The organism is Nostoc sp. DSM 114159 (assembly GCF_053470285.1).
Genome location: NZ_JBPFEH010000001.1, coordinates 1,936,583 through 1,958,457, shown reverse-complemented (window position 1 = coordinate 1,958,457; position 21,875 = coordinate 1,936,583). Strand labels below are relative to the sequence as shown.

The 21,875-nt window shown below is 39.6% G+C and carries 19 protein-coding genes; 5 read left to right on the top strand and 14 right to left on the bottom strand.

Annotated features, from left to right (window positions below; genetic code table 11):
- Positions 1 to 53: 53 nt before the first annotated feature.
- Both ACR5KR_RS07890 and plsY read left to right on the top strand, forming a co-directional pair.
- The gene (locus ACR5KR_RS07890) at positions 54 to 1,346 is read left to right on the top strand and encodes a DUF3086 domain-containing protein (protein ID WP_448266085.1); all 1,293 of its coding nucleotides are present in this window, start codon (positions 54 to 56) and stop codon (positions 1,344 to 1,346) included.
- Positions 1,347 to 1,452: 106 nt separating this feature from the next.
- Entirely contained in the window at positions 1,453 to 2,136 is a 684-nt protein-coding gene (plsY, locus tag ACR5KR_RS07885) for a glycerol-3-phosphate 1-O-acyltransferase PlsY (protein WP_448266084.1), read from the top strand.
- A 76-nt stretch (positions 2,137 to 2,212) separates the two neighbouring features.
- On the opposite strand, the gene ACR5KR_RS07880 is transcribed toward plsY, so the two are convergent.
- From ACR5KR_RS07880 to ACR5KR_RS07825, 12 genes are all read right to left on the bottom strand, one after another.
- Complete coding sequence (locus ACR5KR_RS07880) at positions 2,213 to 2,470, bottom strand: hypothetical protein (RefSeq protein WP_448266082.1); 258 nt, start codon at positions 2,468 to 2,470, stop codon at positions 2,213 to 2,215.
- A 63-nt stretch (positions 2,471 to 2,533) separates the two neighbouring features.
- Positions 2,534 to 2,773 (bottom strand): hypothetical protein, encoded by a 240-nt coding sequence (locus ACR5KR_RS07875; RefSeq protein WP_322714675.1) that lies wholly within the window; start codon positions 2,771 to 2,773, stop codon positions 2,534 to 2,536.
- A 349-nt stretch (positions 2,774 to 3,122) separates the two neighbouring features.
- Positions 3,123 to 3,695 (bottom strand): hypothetical protein, encoded by a 573-nt coding sequence (locus tag ACR5KR_RS07870; protein WP_445627038.1) that lies wholly within the window; start codon positions 3,693 to 3,695, stop codon positions 3,123 to 3,125.
- 37 nt (positions 3,696 to 3,732) lie between these two features.
- Positions 3,733 to 5,364 (bottom strand): TrbI/VirB10 family protein, encoded by a 1,632-nt coding sequence (locus ACR5KR_RS07865; RefSeq protein WP_448266080.1) that lies wholly within the window; start codon positions 5,362 to 5,364, stop codon positions 3,733 to 3,735.
- A gap of 8 nt (positions 5,365 to 5,372) precedes the next feature.
- Positions 5,373 to 6,068, bottom strand: coding sequence for a hypothetical protein (locus ACR5KR_RS07860; protein WP_445627040.1), 696 nt, complete (start codon positions 6,066 to 6,068; stop codon positions 5,373 to 5,375).
- Positions 6,069 to 6,121: 53 nt separating this feature from the next.
- Positions 6,122 to 6,943 carry a hypothetical protein gene (locus tag ACR5KR_RS07855; protein ID WP_448266079.1) on the bottom strand — a complete coding sequence of 274 codons (822 nt, stop codon included), beginning with the start codon at positions 6,941 to 6,943 and terminating at the stop codon, positions 6,122 to 6,124.
- A gap of 102 nt (positions 6,944 to 7,045) precedes the next feature.
- A complete protein-coding gene (locus tag ACR5KR_RS07850) occupies positions 7,046 to 8,095 on the bottom strand; it encodes a hypothetical protein (protein ID WP_448266078.1) in 1,050 nt (349 codons plus the stop codon).
- Between the two features lie 130 nt (positions 8,096 to 8,225).
- The gene (locus ACR5KR_RS07845; RefSeq protein WP_448266077.1) at positions 8,226 to 9,071 is read right to left on the bottom strand and encodes a hypothetical protein; all 846 of its coding nucleotides are present in this window, start codon (positions 9,069 to 9,071) and stop codon (positions 8,226 to 8,228) included.
- A 263-nt stretch (positions 9,072 to 9,334) separates the two neighbouring features.
- A complete protein-coding gene (locus ACR5KR_RS07840) occupies positions 9,335 to 12,082 on the bottom strand; it encodes a hypothetical protein (RefSeq protein WP_448266075.1) in 2,748 nt (915 codons plus the stop codon).
- Complete coding sequence (locus ACR5KR_RS07835) at positions 12,036 to 12,407, bottom strand: hypothetical protein (protein WP_448266074.1); 372 nt, start codon at positions 12,405 to 12,407, stop codon at positions 12,036 to 12,038. Before ACR5KR_RS07835 ends, ACR5KR_RS07840 begins: the two co-directional genes overlap by 47 nt.
- 14 nt (positions 12,408 to 12,421) lie before the next feature.
- Positions 12,422 to 13,042 (bottom strand): hypothetical protein, encoded by a 621-nt coding sequence (locus ACR5KR_RS07830; RefSeq protein ID WP_448266073.1) that lies wholly within the window; start codon positions 13,040 to 13,042, stop codon positions 12,422 to 12,424.
- A 567-nt stretch (positions 13,043 to 13,609) separates the two neighbouring features.
- Positions 13,610 to 14,800, bottom strand: coding sequence for a choice-of-anchor tandem repeat GloVer-containing protein (locus tag ACR5KR_RS07825; RefSeq protein ID WP_448266072.1), 1,191 nt, complete (start codon positions 14,798 to 14,800; stop codon positions 13,610 to 13,612).
- A 1,257-nt stretch (positions 14,801 to 16,057) separates the two neighbouring features.
- On the opposite strand from ACR5KR_RS07825, the gene ACR5KR_RS07820 reads away from it, so the two are divergent.
- The 3 genes from ACR5KR_RS07820 to ACR5KR_RS07810 all read left to right on the top strand — a co-directional run bounded on the left by ACR5KR_RS07820 (position 16,058) and on the right by ACR5KR_RS07810 (position 18,808).
- On the top strand, positions 16,058 to 17,443 hold the full coding sequence (locus ACR5KR_RS07820; RefSeq protein WP_448266071.1) for a substrate-binding domain-containing protein: 1,386 nt from the start codon (positions 16,058 to 16,060) through the stop codon (positions 17,441 to 17,443).
- Between the two features lie 497 nt (positions 17,444 to 17,940).
- Entirely contained in the window at positions 17,941 to 18,369 is a 429-nt protein-coding gene (locus ACR5KR_RS07815; protein ID WP_445627048.1) for a hypothetical protein, read from the top strand.
- A 205-nt stretch (positions 18,370 to 18,574) separates the two neighbouring features.
- The gene (locus ACR5KR_RS07810; protein WP_445627049.1) at positions 18,575 to 18,808 is read left to right on the top strand and encodes a DUF3134 domain-containing protein; all 234 of its coding nucleotides are present in this window, start codon (positions 18,575 to 18,577) and stop codon (positions 18,806 to 18,808) included.
- A 284-nt stretch (positions 18,809 to 19,092) separates the two neighbouring features.
- Here the strand turns inward: ACR5KR_RS07810 and mltA are convergent, their stop codons facing one another.
- Both mltA and ACR5KR_RS07800 read right to left on the bottom strand, forming a co-directional pair.
- Positions 19,093 to 20,385, bottom strand: a complete 1,293-nt coding sequence (gene mltA, locus ACR5KR_RS07805) for a murein transglycosylase A (RefSeq protein WP_448266070.1) — start codon at positions 20,383 to 20,385, stop codon at positions 19,093 to 19,095.
- Positions 20,386 to 20,482: 97 nt separating this feature from the next.
- On the bottom strand, positions 20,483 to 21,826 hold the full coding sequence (locus tag ACR5KR_RS07800) for a proton extrusion protein PcxA (RefSeq protein WP_448266068.1): 1,344 nt from the start codon (positions 21,824 to 21,826) through the stop codon (positions 20,483 to 20,485).
- Positions 21,827 to 21,875 lie beyond the last annotated feature (49 nt).

The window sequence follows — 21,875 nt, the reverse complement described above, 5'->3', positions numbered from 1 at the left end:
TGTAATATTTCTGAAAGCTATTTATTCGCGTCATAGGAATTACACTATTGTTTATGAACCCAGAGGCATCTCAAACCCCAGAACCAATTGATGAGCGGTTGGCAGAAAAACCAGAAGAGAACAATGCAATTGAACATCCAGTCAATCCATCAGTTGAGTCAGTGGTAGACACAAAAGTCATTAGCTCATCAGATGACTACACAAATTTTGAGCCACTCATTTCCAGTGCAGAAGTAGTAGATTCTACAGTAGAGCTAACAGAAAATTCAAATGGCGAGTTTGTAGCGCAGTTAGAAGCGGAAAATGCCGTTCTGGGGTCTGAAATAGGATCGGGAAATCATTCATTAAATTATGTAGAAGCAGAATATGTAGAAGCAGAGCAGCGGATAGCAGAGTTGCAGAGTGCTGAAGTAGCTCTCAAGTCAGAGATAGCCAAGCTGCAAGGTGCTTACGAAAAGCTTCAGACACAGGTGAGTGAAACTCAAACCTCACTAGGGCGACTCGTGCAAGAGTCGCTGGTGCAGTTAGAACAACGCAAACAAACGCTGCAAATTTCTGTAGAACAATTAGAACGCCGTCAAGAACGTATCCGCAATGAGATGCGAACCACTTTTGCTGGTGCATCCCAAGACTTGGCAATTCGCGTGCAGGGTTTTAAAGACTATCTCACGGGTAGTTTACAGGATTTGGCCTCTGCCGCCGAGCAGTTGCAACTAACGCCAAGTGTGGTGGAACGAGAAAAACCATCTGTAAAAGAGGCTAAACCAGCTGAACCCCAACCTGGAATACCCCAATTTGCCCAACAGCAGTTTCAAGATACGACAAAGCAAATTCGCCGCCTCATTGACCAATACCGTAATAAACCAGATTACTACGGGCCACCGTGGCAACTACGCCGTACCTTTGAACCAATCCACGCTGAACGAATCTCCAACTGGTTTTTTACCCAAGGAGGAAGAGGTGGTTTGCGGACAATGGGTAGCCGCTTACAAAATATTCTGATTGCCTCAGCTGCAATTTCGATATTACACAAGCTCTATGGCGATCGCGTCCGTACTTTAGTCTTAGCTAATACACCGGAGCGATTAGGGGAATGGCGGCGCGGCTTGCAAGATTGTCTAGGAATCGGTCGCCCAGATTTCGGCCCAGACCGGGGTGTGGTATTATTTGAGGCATCTGATGCTCTGGCTCAAAAAGCAGACCGATTGACGAAAGCCAATCAATTGCCTTTAATTATCATTGACGATTCCGAAGAACAAATCAGTTTGTCACTGCTGCAATTTCCCCTGTGGTTAGCCTTTGCCCCTGACCCCAAAATAGTGAGAAACTATGATGATGACTTTTAAATGAGTCATTGGTCATTAGTCATTAGTCATTAGTCATTGGTCAAGAGGTATTACTCTTGACTTTTTTGAATTTTGAATTTTGAATGAGTGAATTTTGAATTGTATTATGGCTATTTGGTTAACTCTGTGCGGAGCAATTGTGGTCATAGCTTACCTGCTGGGTTCTTTTCCTACTGGCTACATTGCTGTGAAGCAGTTAAAAGGTATTGATATTCGGGAAGTTGGTTCCGGTTCCACTGGCGCAACTAATGTACTAAGAACTTTGGGCAAATGGCCAGGAGCATTGGTTTTAGTACTTGATTCCTTAAAAGGAGTATTAGCGATCGCTCTAGTTTATTGGTTGTTCAACTTTGAAGCAATTAAAAATTATATCCCTCAAACGGTAGATGTACAACTGTGGCAACCGTGGTTGGTAACAATATCTGGGTTAGCTGCTATTCTGGGACATAGTAAATCAATTTTTTTAGGCTTTACTGGTGGTAAATCCGTTGCTATCAGTTTGGGGATTTTGTTGGCAATGAGTTGGCAGGTAGGTTTAGCAACAGCGGGTGTGTTTGCCGTCGTTGTGGCAATATCGCGGATTGTTTCTTTAAGTTCAATTGCAGGCGCGATCGCAGTTTCCATTTTCATGGTAATTTTGCATCAACCTTTACCCTATATTCTCTTTGGGATTGCCGGTGGTTTGTATGTGATTTTGCGCCATCGCGCTAATATTGAACGGCTGTTTGCGGGAACGGAGCCGAAAATTGGGCAACCTGTAGCGACAGAACCCGAACAAAGTGCATCATAGGTAAACGAGAGCCATCAAAACTCTTCTCTGAGAAGGAAAGAGCTTCTTCCAGAATTACTGTATTGATATTTTAGGCTTACGAACGAACATTGCCTTTAATTAATCGGTGGAAAAGGCGGCAAGGCCACAAAAAAGCTCCACAAACACTGACTGAGGCGATAGCGGCCACAACTCGCCAACTTGAACTAGACCCGGTGTCAGACTTTGAAGGATGAGCTTGTGTGTTTTTAGCTAATTCTGGCATTGAATGAGATAGCTGACTGGCTGTACTCACCCCTTCAATCGCTGCTCCAATTAGATAAGCTACTAGGGCAACTACTAGCCAGTTATTCATAATATTCCACTGTTTGAACTTTGAGCGTATGCTTGGCAGCGAGCAATTATTTGATTTTTCAGACTAATGATTGCCGCCTTGTTCTAAAGATAATCGACCCTCAGCCGTATCACGAATTAGGGGCAGTTTAGATTTTATATAAGTATTGAGGGTGCTATCTGCCTGGGAATCAAGCCCCTGCTTCGCTTTTAACTGCTGGAGAAGCAATTGTACTAAAGCAGCGTCATCAAACTGGAGCAGGGTGTTGACCTGGGTAGACTCGATTACAGCCCAAAGCTGTTGCATCATTTTCGCTGTCACCATGAGTCTGTAACCTCTTAAGCTTTTCTTTATATTTACACGGATTTGGAAATTGTGGTTAGTTTTTATTTGAAGATTTATAAATATTTAAACTAAAAATGCCTGAATCAGTTAAATCGGTTAAGTTATAGCCTTTTTCAATTGATTGCACTGCAATACTAGGCCACACGTTAGCTTAACGGTGCTATGTAAAGAAAAAAACTGCCTAAAGACTTAAATCTTTCCTAACTCTTTTTTATCAGCAAGGAATTATAGCAGGGCTTTCGAGCGGTCACAATGCAGATATACGTAGGTATTAATGCTTTTTTTCGAGGCGAAACTTCTGTGGCTATCAGGTAATTTTGCTATAACTTTATTGTAAAACTCTCGAACAAGCTCCTTCTTGTCCAGAAGGATCGGGAAAAATTGCTAAGGTGTGATATTCAGGATTATCTGTTTTATATATCACTTTAAAAGTATACAACTTGTTTTTACCTTGCGCTTCGGTAACAACTGTTAAAAGTGTATTGCTAGTGGGAGGAAGTCCAGGTATGTCCAGTTTTTGAATTCGTCTGAGTTGAATTACATTTGCTGCGGAGTTTTTACAATCTCCTGAATTATTATTAGCTTCTTGACCGAACTGCATACATACTGGCCCATCAAAATCCATAGTTACCTGTGATGGGTCATTTAACCAAACTTTTTTAATTACTTCTCCCGCCGGAATAAAACTTAAGTTTGTTCCTTGTTGATACCAGACATCAACCGTAGGTACAAGTCCCCCTAAACCTTGTGCTTGACAGGAAAAGATGGAACGCAGAACGGCGTTATTAGCTACAGCGCGACCTACCAACCAGAACATAGAAACGGAGAAAATTAAGGAAGCTATAGGTAGGAAATAAGAACGTTTTGGGTTATCTCCTGACAATTTAATATTCTTTTTCATGGTTGCAAATATCTAAAATTGCTATAAATATTACCCCTTAAAACTGAGTTGCTTGATTAACGTATATTTCAATATTTGTGCCTGCTGGCAAAAACCAAACACCACCTTGTTGAGACATTTGGGCGATCGCCTGTTGATTGCGTTGGGCAATTTGGGGTACTACAGAGTTCATACCACCTTCCAAAACCGCAGCTCCAAGATTGCGTCTGTTGTCAGTCTCACTAACAAGACCAGTGGAGGTGCTGCTGGTGGTATTGTTCGGGTTGTCTTCGGTAGGGTTGGGAGATGTTGATGTTATCGAATATGGCACGAGTTTTGTATCAGGGCGATTTATTAACTCTGCTGCTTTACCTATACCTCCCAAAACAAATAGTCCTGCATCCATCGAGGCTATGGAGGAACTTTGACCAGGATATTTATTTGCGATTAAAGGTTTACCTTGAGTACCGCGAAGAATAATTGCATTGTTGGGTAAGCTTCGTTCTGTACGATTGCCATTATTTTGCGAGATAACTTTGACTACGTTCATCTGCAAAAGACCTTGTTCGGAAAGCGAACCAATTTCAGCTAGGAATTCGGTGTTTGCGGGTAGAGCGATCGCACCATCGGTAGATTTTAGTGGTTCTTTCAATCGGATCACAAATACGTTTTTCGCTTCATCTGCATCACCACCACCACCTGATTTATTAGTAGTTTCTCCAAATATTGCGGTCGCTAACACAGCTTTAGCACTACTTCCAACTGCTACAGATTTCTCTCCCTGCGGTTGAGCTTGACTTACCGCAGAATTGTCCTGTTGTGGGGTGTTTTGTTCGGGATTGGAATTTGTTGCTTCTTGCTGCGGCTGCGCATTGGTTGCAGGTTCCAAAGTAGCTATGTTACTAGTAGGTTGATTGCTAGGATTGACTTGACCGTAGCTCCCTAACTTTGCTAACCTTGCCCACTCTGCAAATGGGTTTGGTGGAGATGGTGGAGTTATAGATGGTGAAGTTATATTAACTACTGGTTGAGTATTTGGCTTTACAACTGGTAGCTGGGGCGATCGCGAAGGTTGAGAAGTAGGTACTCTAACGATCCGCTCAACTGTCACTGTCCGAGGTACGTAAGCTGTTGGTGAGGGTGTTGGGATCGCTTTTTGTCTAACTGACGGTTGTTGTAAAGCTACTGTCGGTGTTGATTTAGCAATTCTCAGCTGTTGTTGGGCATCTTTCACCATCTGTGCTTGTTCAGTCAAAGCTAATTTCGTTTTGAGAGTATCTACTTGGGCTTCCATCTGTTGAGATATGGATTCATCAGTAGGCTGCTCTTGCACTGGCGGAGAAACAATAGTTTTTGGCTTTTGATTGCTACCACTCATCAACTGAGACAAAAACACACCACCCACCAAAACGATCGCTAAGGTAGCAGATCCTACCAAGCCTAACTTGGCAAAGGGATTAGATGAGAGTGCTTGCTTAGTCTGAACTTCTTGTGGAAGAGATAGGGACTCTGGCGGCGTTGCCGAGTCTTCCGATTTTTCGGTGTCACTAGAAGATTCTTCTTCAAAACCGACCAACCTTGACATCCGCGATTCCCAATCTCCAGATTCTACTTCTGGTTGGCGATCGTCGGTAGTTAGAGTAAATCCATTTTGGGGAGGCGTTTCGGCAGGAATTGAGTATCGGGTCATGGTAGAGCCTAGTTTGGATTTCCAGAACAATTATTATCTTTTATTTCACATATATTATAAATTTCTAATCTGGCTTCTCCAAGGCGGTAAGCTGCAAACTGCGACGGTAGTGCTGCATTTGGTAGTGAAGTTACAGGTCGATCTATTGCTCTAACTAAAATTTGTTTATTAAAAGAAACTGATTTCCCTAATTTATCATAACTGTTAAAAATTAATTGATTTGCAAGTATCTCTACTTTCCACTTTCCATTACTGATTTCTTGAGGTTGAGAAACTTTTTGGATTACTAAGACATTCTCTGCACCTCTATTAACATTTTCAAATTGGCTATCTGGATTTAAATTAGTAATTTCTGACTTAAGTTTTTCTTTAAAATCATCAGCTACCAGTTGTGAGCTAATTTCCCAGACTTGTGTTGGCGGCTGTTGTTGTGACCAGGTAAGCATTAAACTCATAGTTTCACCCACAAAGCGCCGAATCGTCTCTGGTTGCCGCTCTAAATTGGGTTGGGGGTCTACCGTTATCGCATGACCATCAACAAGTTGCACTAAACTTTGAGGTGTGAGTTGTCGGCCTAACTGTTGTAACATAGACCAGTGAAATATTAGTAACAGCAAGGTAAATAGATGTAAACCAAATGTTCCTACTGCCAACAGGGGTAAAGGGCTATTTTTTTTATTATTTTCTGGTTTGAGTAATTGCATTAATAATCGTTCGTAGAATTATAATACTGAACTATTTTTACGTCAGAAATTGATTATCTGATAAAACTATCAGATGTTTGTCCAGTTCCGCATTGTTGTAATTGATTTTTGTTCGGGTTGTAGTCATCTAGCAAACATAAATTCCGAATTTCATAAATTTCTAGTCTATCAGCACGGACACTATAAATTGCTTTTTGCAAGTCGGTGCTATTGTCAGCTTGGGGATTAGCAAAATAATCTGCTGCACGTACAAGTAAATCTTTATTAAAAGGAGTTATAAGTCTTGCACCACCAACTCGGTTTTTTTGAACTAAGTCGGCTACCATACCCACTTGCCATTTCCCTGGTGCAATTTGTTTTGGCGGATAAACTCTCTTAATTACTAGTTGTGAAGTCATCGCTTGGTTGGGATTTTCCGAGAAAACTTCTGGTGGTGTCATTTCTGCAACTGTGCCTAAGAAACCTTTGCGAAAGTCTTCTGATAAGGCAAAACTAGCTACCCAACTGCTGGTAGTAATTTTTTGGCTACCACCTTGAGGTGTATTAATCAGTATTCCTAAATCTGGTTTGGGGTTTGCGACTTCTTCAATATTTTGTGGTGGTAAGGTTCCAGACCAGCTAAACATTGAGATCATCGTTTTGCTGATAAATTGGCGAATTGCTTCTGGTTCTCTTGCTAAATCATCAATATTAGCTACTGGTTTGCCATTGATTAATTGCACAAAGTTAGGAGGTTTTCTCAAACTGAGTTGGCGAATATTTAGCCCTTGTAATAAGAATAAAAATAAAACTAATATATGTAAACTGAAGGTTGCGATCGCAAAAAACGTCAAAACACTTGCCGTTCTTTGTCTTTTTTCTAGTAAACGCACCATTTCCTCACCTCCTACTGCAAAAACTTCAGCTATTATATATGATGTTTTGCATATACTTAATAATTACGATACTTACAACAATTTTATTCATTTTTAATTTTTTTATATCCTCTCCTTTACTAAAGAAGCCGTACTGTTAATTGCGCTGAAGACTGCAAAACCACCAGCAGCAGCCACAATTAAAGATAAAATTGGTGCTAAAATTCCCAGAAAAATTATGAACCACATTAAATCTGGATCGACACTAGCATTTTGACCTGGGCCATTGACAATCACTGCGGCAGTCAGCACAGCAATAATATTGAAGGAAATTTTGGCGATTCCAATAGATAAAAATCCAGTCAGCCATGCAAAAATTGGTTTACCAGCTACAGGTAGCAAAGATCCACCTACTGCTATTGGCCCTAAAACTGCTATTAACAACATAGTAGCTTCTATCAAATTCTGAAAAGCATATTGTAAGGAAACTAAAAAGTTTTTGATGCTCGTTTGGGCTGTAGAACCTAACAGAGAATTAAAAGAGGTTTCTGATACAATGCCAGTGCCATATCTGATATTATCTACCTTTGTTTGTAGTCTGCTTATCCAGCTTTTATTTCCATAAGTATCTCTATATTTCTGCCAGAGAACGTTAACTTTTTCGGCAGCTTTAACAAAACATTGGCTTTGTTGTTCGCCAGTAAGAGATTGACAAGGACGTAGTAAAGAACCAGCTACTTCTTCAGCAACACTCATATTCAGTGCTTGCTGATATATATTATCTGCATCTGCTGAAACCACTACTTGCTGATTCACACCGTTTAAAAAATCCCGCACTCCCAGTGTCAGAGTAGAAAGTATACTTCCTTTGCCTGAATTACTTAAGAGGACTACCACAATAAAAGGCCAAATTAAAGCTGATATGGGACGGGTGTATTCGTAGGATATTAAGTCTTTGAGGAATTGTATCATAAAAAATAACAGGGTTCCTACAGCAAAAAAAATACCCAGATTTGTCAGCGCTCCATACAAGTTATCAGCGGTGTTATTTTGTAATAAATCCAACCATTGTTTGTCCCAACCTTCGGCAATACTTTGGGAAGTTGCAGCACCATTATCGAGAATCTGATCGATGCCTACTTGGGCAAAAATTAGTTTAATAGCAAGTTGCATTTTGAGTTTCTGGGCTATTTTCTGAGATTTTGCCAGGTGTGTTAGGAAAATAACCCACCCTACTAAACTGTTTTTTAGATTTACTATTGGTTTATCAAAATTTCAAGTATTTTAAAAATGGTCTAAAAGATTAGAGTTTTTTTCTCTTCAAATCCAAATTATTAACTTTTCTGCCAAACAAATCTAGTTGAGAAGTCGCTCGTAAAAGTCGCGCTGCTTCTGTAGATGTTTCTACTCTCCGAGCGCGATTCGCCTCTTCCGCCTGCTGAGAAATGTTTGCTAAGTTTAAGTTAGAGTATTGCAAAGCCTGATTATTTTGTAATGTCTGAGCAAATGTTTCAGCTACAATTTTTACTTGCTCCTGTTGAATTTTCATCATTTGCACTTGACTAAGACCTAGCAATTGTGCCAAGCCAGAAACAGCATTTGCTGTTTGATCAGTTGCCTTAATAGTGCTTTTAATTTGATTGAGTAGTGTATTATTAGTACCCTCTGTTTCCTGAGCCAATCCATCAATATCTTCCAGACTTTTTTCTGTATTTTCTAGCTTTACTTTTGTTCTAGTTTGTCCATTTTTACCAAGAACACCTACCGCTATTCCACGGGTAATTATACGATTAAGTTCATTACTAACTAAATTTCCCCTTACTGCTGCATTATTCTCAAAGCGACTTGATTTAGCATCTGAATTATAAGAGTAGTTAATTGAATCATCACGAATTTTTTGTCCCGCAGCAACGGGGTTAGGTATCTTCAAATCTCCTTTGGCACTGTCAATCGCAATTTGACTCTGGGCTTGTTCTAAAGGATTTAAGGTATTTTTCAAATTATTATGTTGAAAGTAATCTTGCATATCTTGGGAATATGATTGAAAGTCAGTCCAAACCTGGCCTAATCCGCCCGTCTGAATTTGTGCTACTGCTGGTAGTATTGCCAGAGATAGCAAGGTAAAAGTAAAAATGGTAGTTTTTCGCATATATCTGTGCCTGAAAAAGGTAAACTACATTATATAGTGAGGTAAAAATTTAGCTTTTGAGCCGTGCTGATTTGGGATTTTGGATAATAGAATTAGTTTTTCGGTTCAATCCCGGTGCTATTCTAAAATCTAAAATTCCTGAGCTATAACCCAAAAATGGGTGCAGTAAATCTAAAAGACGTTGGTAAGTTGCTAATACTACACTATCAGAAATCTAAAATCCAAACTTGTTTGATTCACCATTAACTACTTACATAACCCAATTAACTACTACGTAGAGTAGCCACTAATTGACGTGCAAAGGCAGAAATTGCTTCATATTTATCACTGTGAAGTTGCATCATTTGGCTACGTGCAGTTTGTTCATAAGGGTTATTAGCAACTGCTGCCAATTGCTCGTAACCTGGATAGTAACGACAGAATGTATAAGTACCGTTATCATCTAATAGCCATTGACTATAAACGCCTTCTTTACGGGGAAAAAAGCTTTCTGAAGCATTACGAGAAATAACTTGGCGGGGATATTTTAAGATGTCTGCAAAACTATCTACTGCAACTGGCTGAATGCGTCCAATCAACCGTGTTGTCAGGTTTTGCAATATTTTCGATGCAGCTTTAGATTTAGCAATGGTGTCAGGATCTTGTCCTGATAAGATGACTCTGATACCAGCTTTAGCGCCGTTCGCACAAACTCTACCAACTAAATCGGAAATTTGCTCAAACTCAAATAAAATTGGTGCTTCATCGATAAAGAATATGGAAGCTGGACTACTTAATGCGCGTCGGAGTGCGGCTGAATAAGCACTCAAGGATAGTACGGCTGCATCTTCACTATCTGATAGGTTTCTGAGAGCAAAAACTAAAAGTTGTGCATCGGTAGGAAAGCTGGATGGTGCAGAAATGGCTTGTCCGACGCGGCTAGAAAGCCAAAAGCGTAAGCGCAACTGAATTTGACTCAGAGCATCTTCGACTCTGCCAGTTAAAGAACTTAGCTGCAAATGTTCTGGCGAGCAGAAAAAGAGAAAATCTTTTAAAGTAGGAGTTTTCTGCCAAGCAAGAGTGCCAAATCCTCCCTCCATCGCCTGTCGATATCGCTCTTTGATCCCCTCATCTCTAAAGAAGGCTTCTAAAGCCAAGTTGAGCAGCGATCGCACGGTTTGCGATAAAATTTGACTTTCAGTGGACGATCCTAAAACCATTGTCATTAACGCTGATTCCAGGAAGGCGGTATAATCGTTAAAGCGATCGCGCTGTTGTTCTACTTCTAGCGATCGTAAATCTGGCTGCTCAAATAAGTTATTCGATTGTTTGGAAATATCAAAATAGGCTCCATTCCCCTCCATAAACTCTGTGTAGTCAGTGAAAGTAGATGTCCCATCAGGTTTAGGGAAATCTAACGCCACAACCGGAATCCCATGCGCTAAAGCCTGAGTTAAAATTCCTGACACCAACACCGATTTACCAGCACGAGTTGTGGCAAACAAAGCTAAATTTTTGTGTTGATTAAACAAATCTAAATGTATGGGTGTTCCGCCTTCTTCAGCAATCAACTCAAAGCCTTGTCTATCACCTTTTTTACTTAAAACTAGAGGCATTAATCCCGGAACTTCACTGGTTAAATATAGCTGACGACGATTAAAGGGTGTTGCTAATAAACCTTCCCAAACTATTGGTAGAGTTTGCAGCCAAATTTTCCAGGCATATTCAGTTTCTCTAATTACTCTGGCTGGACGTTGAAAACAGTTTTCAATATATCTTGTCGCCTCATCTAATTTTTCTAAAGTTGGACGATGTACTAAAATGGCAATACTCGTATAAATCGGGACTGCACCTTCAAATAACTGTTCTTGTGCTGCTACCGATTTCTTCAATTTTAATTGAGCATTGACATCAATAGTTTTACTTTTTTCTTGAGCCAGAATCGTTGTCATATTTGACTGCTTCAGCACTCGTTGCAAAGTAGTTTTTACCAATGCTGGATTTGCAGCAGTCAACTCACAAAAAATTTCTGTATCTATTACTGTTTCTCTGGCCAACAGTTCCCATAAATAGCGCAGTTGAGCCGATTTATTGGGCCAGCCGCCGGGTTTTTCCAGAAATGACAATGCGCCAATATAACGATTGTTAACATTAACCCAACGGCGATCGGCACAAGGTACACTAGATTCCATCAGCAAAGTTGTGCCGTGAATATTGTCTAGAAGTAATTTAGTACTAGCTAAATCGGAATTAACTTGTTCGTGTAAACCTTGTTCATCTAAAGTCATTAACTGGGGAATATCTATTGGCTGCGTATCATTAAACCTTTTCCATATTTCCCCCCAGAGTTCATCAGCAGTCAAAGGTTTGATATCCAATCCCATCTTGTTAGATAAGATTTGTTCCCAGCGGAGAAACCCCTGATTGTAAGCATTTGTAACCAAAGTTTCAATACGTTGATTTTCTACTTCTAAAAGATCGCCTTTAAATTTCAACCACCAAGATTCAGCTTTGACTAAAAGCTTTTCTATCCAATCATCTGCGTGTTGCGAGTTAGATTCAATGGTATAAGTTACATAAATCCGCAAAAATTTAGGTTTACGAATCCCAGAAATAGTCAGTTCTTTAATTCTGGCTCTCTCCGCCATCAACAAATATTTGATGTCTCGCGATGATGCATTTCTGATTAATGTTGCTAACTCTTTTTGGCGTTCCTTGTCTGAACTAAAAGAACCCAAGTGCAGCGTCATCCTTTCACCACTAGGAATGTCTTTTAATCCGGCTTCAATGTTATTAAAAAGTGTATCAATTTGTTCAGGTCTTAAGGTGGTATGAATTCCCTTACAATCAAAACCAAAAACAAAGCAGAACCGATCTTTTTGAGTACCTTTTGTCAACAGGTAAGCGCCAATATCACGTCCATTCATGGCGACACGCAGCATTGTCGCCAAGTGCAAGGCATCTTCAAATGGTGTTAATCTACTTTCATTTCCGGCGACGCTGACGCTTTGTTTTCCGATTTTTTGCTTCATGGTTAACTTCCAATAAGCTTTGATAACGAGCAAAGCCTCTTGTCCAAGTGGGAACCCCGATAAATTTACTTAAAAAACTCCAACTCTTACCACCAGTTAAAATCCACCAAGTTCCGATTCCCCAACCAGTCATTAGTACTGTCCACAACCATTTTTGAAACTCTTCTTGGAAAAAACCCCCAAAAATTCCATTGATAATAAAATAGGAAGCTAAGGCAATTACTGTCCAAGGAAGAATTTGATCGGCAGGAATTGGCCCTAGTGAAGGTTGGCTTCCCAGAACCTGATTGACTGGACGAAATTCTTGTTCCTGCTCTTGAGGCATTTGAAATATCTGAATTATTTATTAGGGCCAGCGCCAATTACAAAGCCTGTAAGTACATCAGCAACGGTAACAGCAACAACCACTAATAGAGGAGTTCTAGCGATGCTTTGCCAATCTTCATCTTTACGCACTGCGTTAATCACACCAACTAAGGAAATTGCAATATAGAGTAAGTAAATCGCCCGCAAAACATTAAATATCAAACTTATTGCTGTGTTACTATCACCACCATTGGTTGCTGAACCACTGAAGCTGTTTTTGAAAAAGGTTTCAGCTTTCCCAAAAAATTGAGCTTGTGCAGGGGCTGCAAACCAGTCTAACCAATATAAACTCAGAACGATCGCTGCTGCTAAAATTTGTAATAATATTAGCGATCGCCTTGGTAAATTCACTTGCTGACCAATTTGCTGGATGATGACTGCAATTAAACTACCAACCAGTAAACAAAACAGCAAGATAGGACTTTTGAGGCTGATAACGCTAACCAATACAGCACAAGCAATCAAAAAAGGTACAGATTCAATCAGAATAGTCAGACAGGATTTAAATGCCCGTCTTAACTTGTGAGATTCTTTCGCCGCACTACCAGTTAAAGCTTTGAAAAAGTTTCTCTCGTGAGAACTTTGTCTAAACATTTGCTAATTTTCCTATGGTGTACTATGATTTATCCTTGTTTGTATCAAATTTTACAACTACTACAATTCAACATACTTTAACATCATTTCATTATTAATCAAATTATAAACCTGTAGTAAAGTTCTATATTCTACATCAGTATTCTGAAGTTAAGTTAACATGATATTAAGATTTATCTAAAAAGAAATTTCTCTGATTTGAGAAGCTGGATTGCAAATATTGAGATTAAACTGGTAGATTCCTCTCGACTTTGAGAATTTTCTCAATCTTCTCATACAGATAGCCTGGATCGACCAAATTCCAAGCCTTGACTTTCTCCACCTCATAGGTATCTGAGCGAACTGCTATAAATGTTTTAAACTTGTATGTACACCATAGGCTTGCTCTTAGGGCAGACCAAGCGTAGCTTTGGTTCTTTAAAGTTCTTCGGAGCGAACATGATATGAAACAATATTGAGTCACCAAAATTCAAATATCTGTCTTGAAAAGTTTAGATCGATTGTAGAAAAATGGTAAACGTTCTAATCTACGTTTTACCATTTTCTACACGCCGATTAGATTTGGAACTAAATTACAAACTTAAACACAGTTCCTAGATTAGAACTACCGCCAAAAGAGGCAGTACCGTAAAAGGCACCATTTGAGAGTTGAATTAGCGTGGACTCTGGTGTTGCCCCATTAGTGCCATTGAAACTAATTAAGCCGGTGATGGTTGCTCCAGTTAGCTGATAGATAACTCCTTTGTTGCTTGCCCCACCAGCAGAAGCTGTGCCATAGAAGTTACCATTGCTTGCTTTTATGAGTGCAGCCGTTGGGTTGGCCCCATTGGTGCCATTAAAACTGGCGACTAAAACGGGTGTACCGCCACCGATGGGAACCTTGAATACAGCTCCTTTATTGTTGGCTCCACCTAGTTTAGAAGTCCCATAGAGGAATCCACTAACTTCAATTAATCCAGACTGCGGATTTGCCCCATTGGCGCCATTAAAGCTATATGAAGTCAGTATTCCTGCGGGAGTTAACTTGAATACAACTCCTTTAGCACTTGCTCCACCGGCAGAGGCGCTGCCATAGTAGTTTCCATCGGTAGCCAGTTGCAATCTTGCTAATGGAGTTGCTCCATCAGTACCGCTGAAGCTTCTGATGGTGGTGAGTGCCCCGGTAGTTGGCGAAACCTTAAATATAGTTCCTTTATTATTAGCCCCACCTGTAGAGCTTGTCCCCCACAAATTGCCATCAGTACCTGTAATCAGTCGGCCTGCTGGGTTAGCCCCATTAGTGCCTGTGAAATTTGTCAGAGTTGTCAGGGTTGTAAAAGCTGTTTTCGCCAACTTAAACACACTGCCGAGGTCACTTGTACCACCTGTAAAGGTTGCCCCATATAAATTGCCATCGGCTGCTTGGAATAATCTCGCAACTGCATTAGTCCCTTTGTTGATTCCAGAGGTTCCGGTGAAGTTGATTAGTGTAGTTAGAGTAGTGTAAGCAGTAGGAGTTAACTTGAATGCAGTTCCTTTGCCAGAAGTGCCACCAGCAGAAGTAGTTCCATAAAGATTGTCATCAGTACCGTTGCCTTTAAGTACACCAGCTCTTGGTGTAGCTCCGTTGGTGCCGTTGAAATTTACAACAGTAGTCAATGTTGCACCAAAGGCTTGTTGAATGGGTAGTACTAATGAAGAAGCCAAAACAGTCAAAGAAGTAAAAATCAATACCTGATTTTTGGCCTGGTGTTGTTTGTGCAGATTAATCTTGTTCATTGAATACCTCAAAAAGTTTAGTAGAGACGGAATCGTAGCTAGTTCTGACGGATTTTGCGTAGGCGTAGCCCGCCTTCGGCATCGCTGCTATTCTTGACTAATACCAATTTGAAAAATGATTGCTACAAAGTAGGTTAGGAAGCCACTGCTGTCGAAGGGTTTCCCAGCTTTTCTGCGTTTAAAGCACGAAACCCAACGCCCCAACATCTTGTATATGTTGAGTTTTACCCCGTAATCTACGAGATATTGCTACGACTCAATCTACGTATTGAGCGCATTTTTATCTAAAATTGGTATAATTTGTCAGCTTAGGCATTAATGAGAAAATGCCTTAAATGTTGGTATAGCCCTATTTGAAAAGGACTCAACAAGCCTGTTTTACCTACATCACAAAAACCGTACTAGCACTGAGTCAATAATGTGAATAGCACAATTAATGATTTCGTTCGGTAGCATAGATCGTTATTTGTGTTTTTGATGTCGTGAAAAACACAAAAAACAGTGAAAAATCCACGATTTTGACAAAATATAGTCACAAAACTCGAATCAAAAAGTTCCATATAATGGTTTTTTTGTCAAGCAATTAGTAAGCTCTATTAAATACTGATTAAAACCTCTAAAAAATCTTAATAAGCAAAATCACATATTACACATATTAAGTGAAAGGTCTTGATTTTCCTCTGAAGAAAGTAATAAAAGTGCTATAAAAACCACTTTTGAAACACCTCTAAATTCCCAAAATATATTTAAGCTTTTTAATCATTTCATAATGTAATCATGACTTAAAGTTTACCTTCACATTATACTGTTGATTCCGTTGGCAAAATTTAACAGCTATTACCTATAGCAGTTATCAAAAAATCGTGGAATCCTAAATTTCTTTACTTCGCACTTAGCGGTAGTTTGTAACAAACTGCTGTAATTTATATTGAAGAAATTGATTTCCATAATTCAAATAAAATTGCCATCCTAAATAAGTAAGTGGGTAAAATTAAACATGGCTTTTAAAAGGAAATAAGAGACTGAAAATGGTAATTGAAGCCTGATTCATAGTACTAATAACTACTCTCTTATATTAAAGCCACTGAATATTTATACAAACTTACTTTAAGAATGTAGAGTTTTTAACTAGCAAATAATCATTTGTTAGGGTGGATTAGCAATAGAGCCATACTCTCTATATAAAGTATTGCTTTAGTTTTGCTCTACATTTTTCAGCGTTTTGTGTCAATCTCTAATTTATTAATAACCTTGATAATGCTAATTATTTATGCAGATATAAGGTTGTTTTTAATCGCCAATTTGACACTTGATTTTGATTTTATAGGCGTTGAGCCGGAAATTAATTTGAAGGAGCTTGACATGACTTTTTATCCTAATCGTCAATTGACCTATTTAGCAAGTTCAATTTCTGTACTTGCCATAGCAACTGGTTTAGTAGTAGGTCAATCTGCTACTCATAAATCTCTAGCTCAGACCTCTACTACTCCTCCCCCAACTGGAGTAACTTCCATAAATGGTGCAGGTGCAAGCAGTATAACTACTTTGTTTATAGGTACAGGAACTACCTCTCCTTTTAATCCGAAAGGCTCATGGTTTAACACTTACGGTGTTGGAAATCCTTCAAGCCTCAATCCTCCCGGCCCAGTAAATGCGGCTGTCACATTTAGATATGCTTCGGTTGGTAGTGGTAAGGGTTTAACAGCTTTTTTCACTCAAACCGTACCAGCTGGTAGTCCTACTATCAATCGCCCTGTCTCTTTTGCAGCTAGTGACGACCCCGTAGTAGGAACAGAAAAAGTTAGTGGCAGTCCCAATAACGCTGGCACACCCGCAAATGCATACGTCCAAGTACCTGCAATCACCGTTGGAATCGCCTTAGCTTATAACCCCACTGGTCTAAACGTGCCAGCTGGTGGAATTAAGCTTTCACGAGCTACTTACCTTGGTATTCTTCAAGGCAACATCATAAATTGGAATGATGCCAAAATCAAAGCAGATAACGGTGGCGTAACAATAGCAAATAAGCCTATCGTTCTCGTATATCGTAGTGACGACAGCGGTACTACTTTTGCTTTAAGCAGTCATCTCAAGGCGGCATTTCCGACATGGAACAGAGGAACTGGTAAAAAAAGTATTGTTGGCTCTGTACCCTCAACAATACCAACCGATACAGTTATTTGGCCAGTTGGTTCCAAAGGTGCTACAGGAGGTGGAGGTGTAGCCACCACCATCGCTACCACTCCTGGTGCAATTGGTTATGTGGATAGTGCTACGCAGTTAGCTAACAATCTGAAAGCTGCTCTCTTGCAGAACAAGGCAGGTACTTACAATGCCATTTCACCAACTACAATTTCAAATGCTTTTGTCGGTGCGAGTGACCAAGATGCAAATGCTCAACGGATTAAACTCGTAGTTACAGATCCAACAGCTGCAAATGCTTATCCCATTGTTACCGCAACTTACGTGCTATTTTATAATAAATACGCAGACGCTAAAGTAGCAGCTGGTATTAAAGGATTGATCGGTTGGGCTTTCGGAGCAGCCGGGGACACGATCGCTAAAAATCGCGGATATGCTCCTCTTCCCCCTGCAATTAAAACTCTGTCTCAAAATGTTGTGAATACTTACGTCAAACCATAATTGGGTGAATACTGTTTTTGGTATTATCCTCCCTTGTATCCTTTAGATTTTTACATATCTTGACAAAGATATGAAAGTTATACCCCAGGATTATATTTATAATCTTGGGGATTTATTAAGGCGATGATTCGATCTCAATAACTAAATATTCAGATAGTTCGCGATCGCTTTTAAGCATTCACCGATGCTGTCAGGTGATGCGATCGCATCACCTGACATCAACTATGTTATGATTTTATCTGTTGAGAAATATTTTCGGTCATGTGACTGACTATATAGACTCCTCTTTGAATCTAAATCTCTACACCCTTTGATTCTAAAGGTGTTTAATGTCATAAGTATTCCAAAAATTGAAATTTTACTTAGCCGCAATGTATTGTAATACCTCGCGTGACACTGACACTGATACACCTAACTGTCAAAGAAAATGTGCTAATAAGAACGGACAAGTCTAGTGTGTCATACACGCAGACAACATACGGATACTACTGGAACTTATGCCCACGGATATAATTACTCGTCCTGAGTCCCTCACAGAAGATTGCTTTTTTACTTACGCTCTTGGGACTGATTTGCACGATCCTAATTCAACAGCCAAATATTTACGCCGAATCAGAAAAGAAGATAAACCATATATTGACATAGCTGTTTCTCCCAGACCTGGCTATCGGTTTGAGGTTTGTCTTATCCCTGTTGAAGGGTTCGCTCAAGAAAGAATATTGACAAAAGACGGGTTCGCCAAAGCTTTAGCAATCATTTGTGCTGTCTCTAATAAAGCTAGGAAACGATTCCCTTCAGGAAATGGACAAGAGATAGTCCGGTGTCAATTTAGTAAGTTAGCTGATGCAGTCGCTGTAGCGAATAGACTGTCTGCATTACCCTCTGATATGTATGAAACTCTCGTCAAGCTACCAAATGCTTTGTAATATATATTGCATCCGCTGAAATATTTATTATTAAAACGGACACCGGGACATTTTAATGGTAAGTAGTTAAATGGACTTGAGACAAAACTTCAATGGGTCATATTTTGTCTGTTGAGAAAAGACTTGTTATGCAAGACTTTTAAGCTTAATGTACAATTTTGACGTTTTTGTAAGCTAACCTGTAAATTCAAAGTGAGTTTTTTTTATGCCTATAAGTCCTTTGCGTGAAGAACCTCGTAACCAGCGAGCGCCTGTAATTCGTACAAGTAATGAATTTATACTCTTGGAATGGCTGAAGTCAACTGGTCGTTTAATCGAACGCGAACATCAAGAATCTGAGTATCTAACTGAAGTAGAAGAAATTTCCGAAATGATAGACCTTGACGATATCCCTTACGATCATGACGATGATGATAGTGACATGGATTTAGACGCCTAGTAGCGTAATTCGTAATTACTATATCGCAAGCGTTCCATTGATTTGGAATCGGTGTTTCATTTACGCCAAAAGGCTAAAATTCCTGACTTACACCGATTTTCAGTTGAGTAGACTACAAGAAAGACCTAACCCCCTACCCCCTTCCCTATAAGGGAAGGGGGAAATTCAAAGCCTCTCTCCTTCAAGGAGAGAGGAATGGAAGTGAGGTCTGTACGTGGTCTATTCATTTGAAAACTGCTGTATCTAAAAAAGTCGGGAATTTTAGTATTAAAATGCGAGTGTGTTTAATTTTTGGACTTAAGTAAGAGATAAAATAATTGTCCATTGCTGACTGTAACACCAGCGCGATCGCCTGCGATTTTCCCAGTACCTAAAAAATAATCCACTCTACCTGCACCTTTAATTGCACCTCCGGTATCTTGATCGAGAACATAGCGGCTGATAATGCGCTCTTGCATTTTTCCGGTAGGATTAACAAAGGGAATGGAAGCGCGAATCAACGCTAAAGCCCCAGGAGGCATAAGAGATTTATCTGTAGCAATAGAACGCTCTGCTGTTAATGGTACGTTAATAGAACCTTGAGCTGGCTCACCGTGATTTTCTTGAAAAAAAACAAAGCTGCGATCGCGCGGAATATAAATATTTAATTCTTGGGGATGCTTTTGAAAATAGTCGAGAATAATTGGCAGAGTGATACCTTCTAGCGGTAATTTGCCATCATTTACTAATTCTCGCCCAATACTTTTGTAATTATAAGCGGTATGACCTGCATAGCCGATTGTTGTTTGAGTACCATCGGGAAGTTGGAGCCTCGCCGAACCTTCAATTTGAGCTAGATATGGCTCAAGACGATCGCGAAACCAAAATAACTCTAATCCTCGTAATTTTCCTTTTGCAGCTTGTAAACCATCAGTTCCTTCTAACTCCTCGCGTGTCGGATGAGGCTTAGTCCAAGAGTTTAAATCGGGAGGTAAGCGATAAACGGGATAGCGATATTCTGTTGTGGGGACGCGACTGGCTGCGTACAGTGGCTCATAATAGGCGGTGAATAAAACGGAACCTTGGTTATCTTTACCGACTGACTGGTAAAGAACAAATTCCCGCTCAATGGCTTGATGTAATTCTGTGGCAGAATTAGTTTTTAATAAAAGTTCGCGGAATCTTTGCAAGCTTTTGATGACGCGATCGCGCGTAATCCCCGCCACCGGATAGTTTTGATAAGCAGCCGCAGCATCGGCTGTTTGCAGATATTGGAGACTGCGAGCGATCGCACCGATCAGCGCCTTTTTCTCTGGTATTTTGCCATAAATGACTTCATCCAGACAAGAGGTATCATTTTGACAACAAGTAATTGGTAGTCTCTGGATTAATGGTAATTTTTGTTTTTGCAAAAATGCATCTTGATTTTTAGCAGTCAAGGACACTGGTAGATCCCACTTTTTCACCTGACATTCTGGCAAAATGAGTTCCTGATGCGTGAAAGATTGCATCCGCACCAGTAAAATCGACAAAATCACAGGTAGGCTGATAGCGATAGTTTTGTGAAACTTTCCTAACCCAATAAGTGTTTTTTTCATGAAAATTCAAAATTTTTAAGATTCTCCCACCTCGCTGAAATTCCAAAATCAACAACTAAAAATTTTACCCAATGCCCTATTCCCTATCCCCTATTCCCTATTCATTCATATTACGGTAAGTCGCAACGGCAGAGGGCGATATCCGATTCAAATATCGGAAGATCCAATACTTAAAGATAGTATCTAAAATTACTGGAAATGTAGCGATAAATAAGAAGATAAAATCTCTATTTGCTGGTAATCCCCAATGGCGTGATACTCCTTCTAGCAAGACTTCCCAGCCATGAGGAGAGTGGAATCCGACAAAGATATCAGTAAACAAAATAATGATAAATGCCTTGGCGCTATCGCTAAGTCCATAGACAATATTATCAAAGAAATCTTTGACCACAGCAATAGAAGACTTACTGACTAGCAAAAGCCAGATAACAGCAACCACCGAGAACATATCTGCAAAAACATTTTTGATAGCACCAGAGCTTTCGTGACGAAATTCTTCAGCAAGCTCTTTCGCCTTCTTTTTCATTTCAGTCTCCATCTGCTCAGGTAACAGTGGAGGAGCTTTCATAATGAAATTTTCAAACTTGAGCTTTTCTTCAAATCTTTCTAATTCTAAAAGGGCTTCCTCTTCCATTTCCGAATTGAGAAATATCTGTATTTCCTCACTGCTTCTAAATCTCTCAACAATTGGCCCAACTACAAAAGCTTTTGCTATCTGATGCGTTAAAAGTGGTACAATAATTAATAGTAAAATAAACCTGATAGATATTATTGTTCTTTTTTGAGTTTGACGAAAACTCTGAATTACTTCTTGTTCCGAATTAGGGTCTAATTCAACTTGCAGACGACTGATAGTACTTAAAATAGAGCGAGGTAAAACACCTGTTGTATCGGTTTTGCTCTTGGCTTTTGGTTTATTGTTTAAGTCTTGATTTTGTATTTTGGGTGGTAATGTTGGAGTTTTGACGAGCAGGGATTTTTCGTCAGATGTTACATTAACTGGTACATTTGGAGGTTGTACTACTAAAGCGTTAGAAGTTGTTTTATCGGAATTTGTTGTGTATTTAGATGTAACTCGATCGATATAGTTTAGCTTTTCCAAAACTAAAGAAGGAGCTAGATACTCTATACCTGCTTTTTGGGCAGCTTTTTGATCCTCTTCATTTAGAAACCAACGACTTGCTCTAAACTCCGTCAGCCGCATTCTGACAACTTTTAATAGTTTTTTGAGGTCTGACTCAAAATAATCCATCACACTGTTACTGTACATGGCCGAGTCGATGTCTATTTTATTACCATTGAAATGCTTATCTTCTATTTCCTGAATTTTTAATGCTGCATCATAGGCTTCATGTAAAGAACGTTCAGGAGTCTGTAAGTACCATCGAAAAGCAGCAAGCAAGAAAGAATAGATTTTTTGACTAAAAACAGAATTTTTCATTGCAGACAATCATTTAGCATTGTTTGATGACTATTAACCTTAAGTTAAC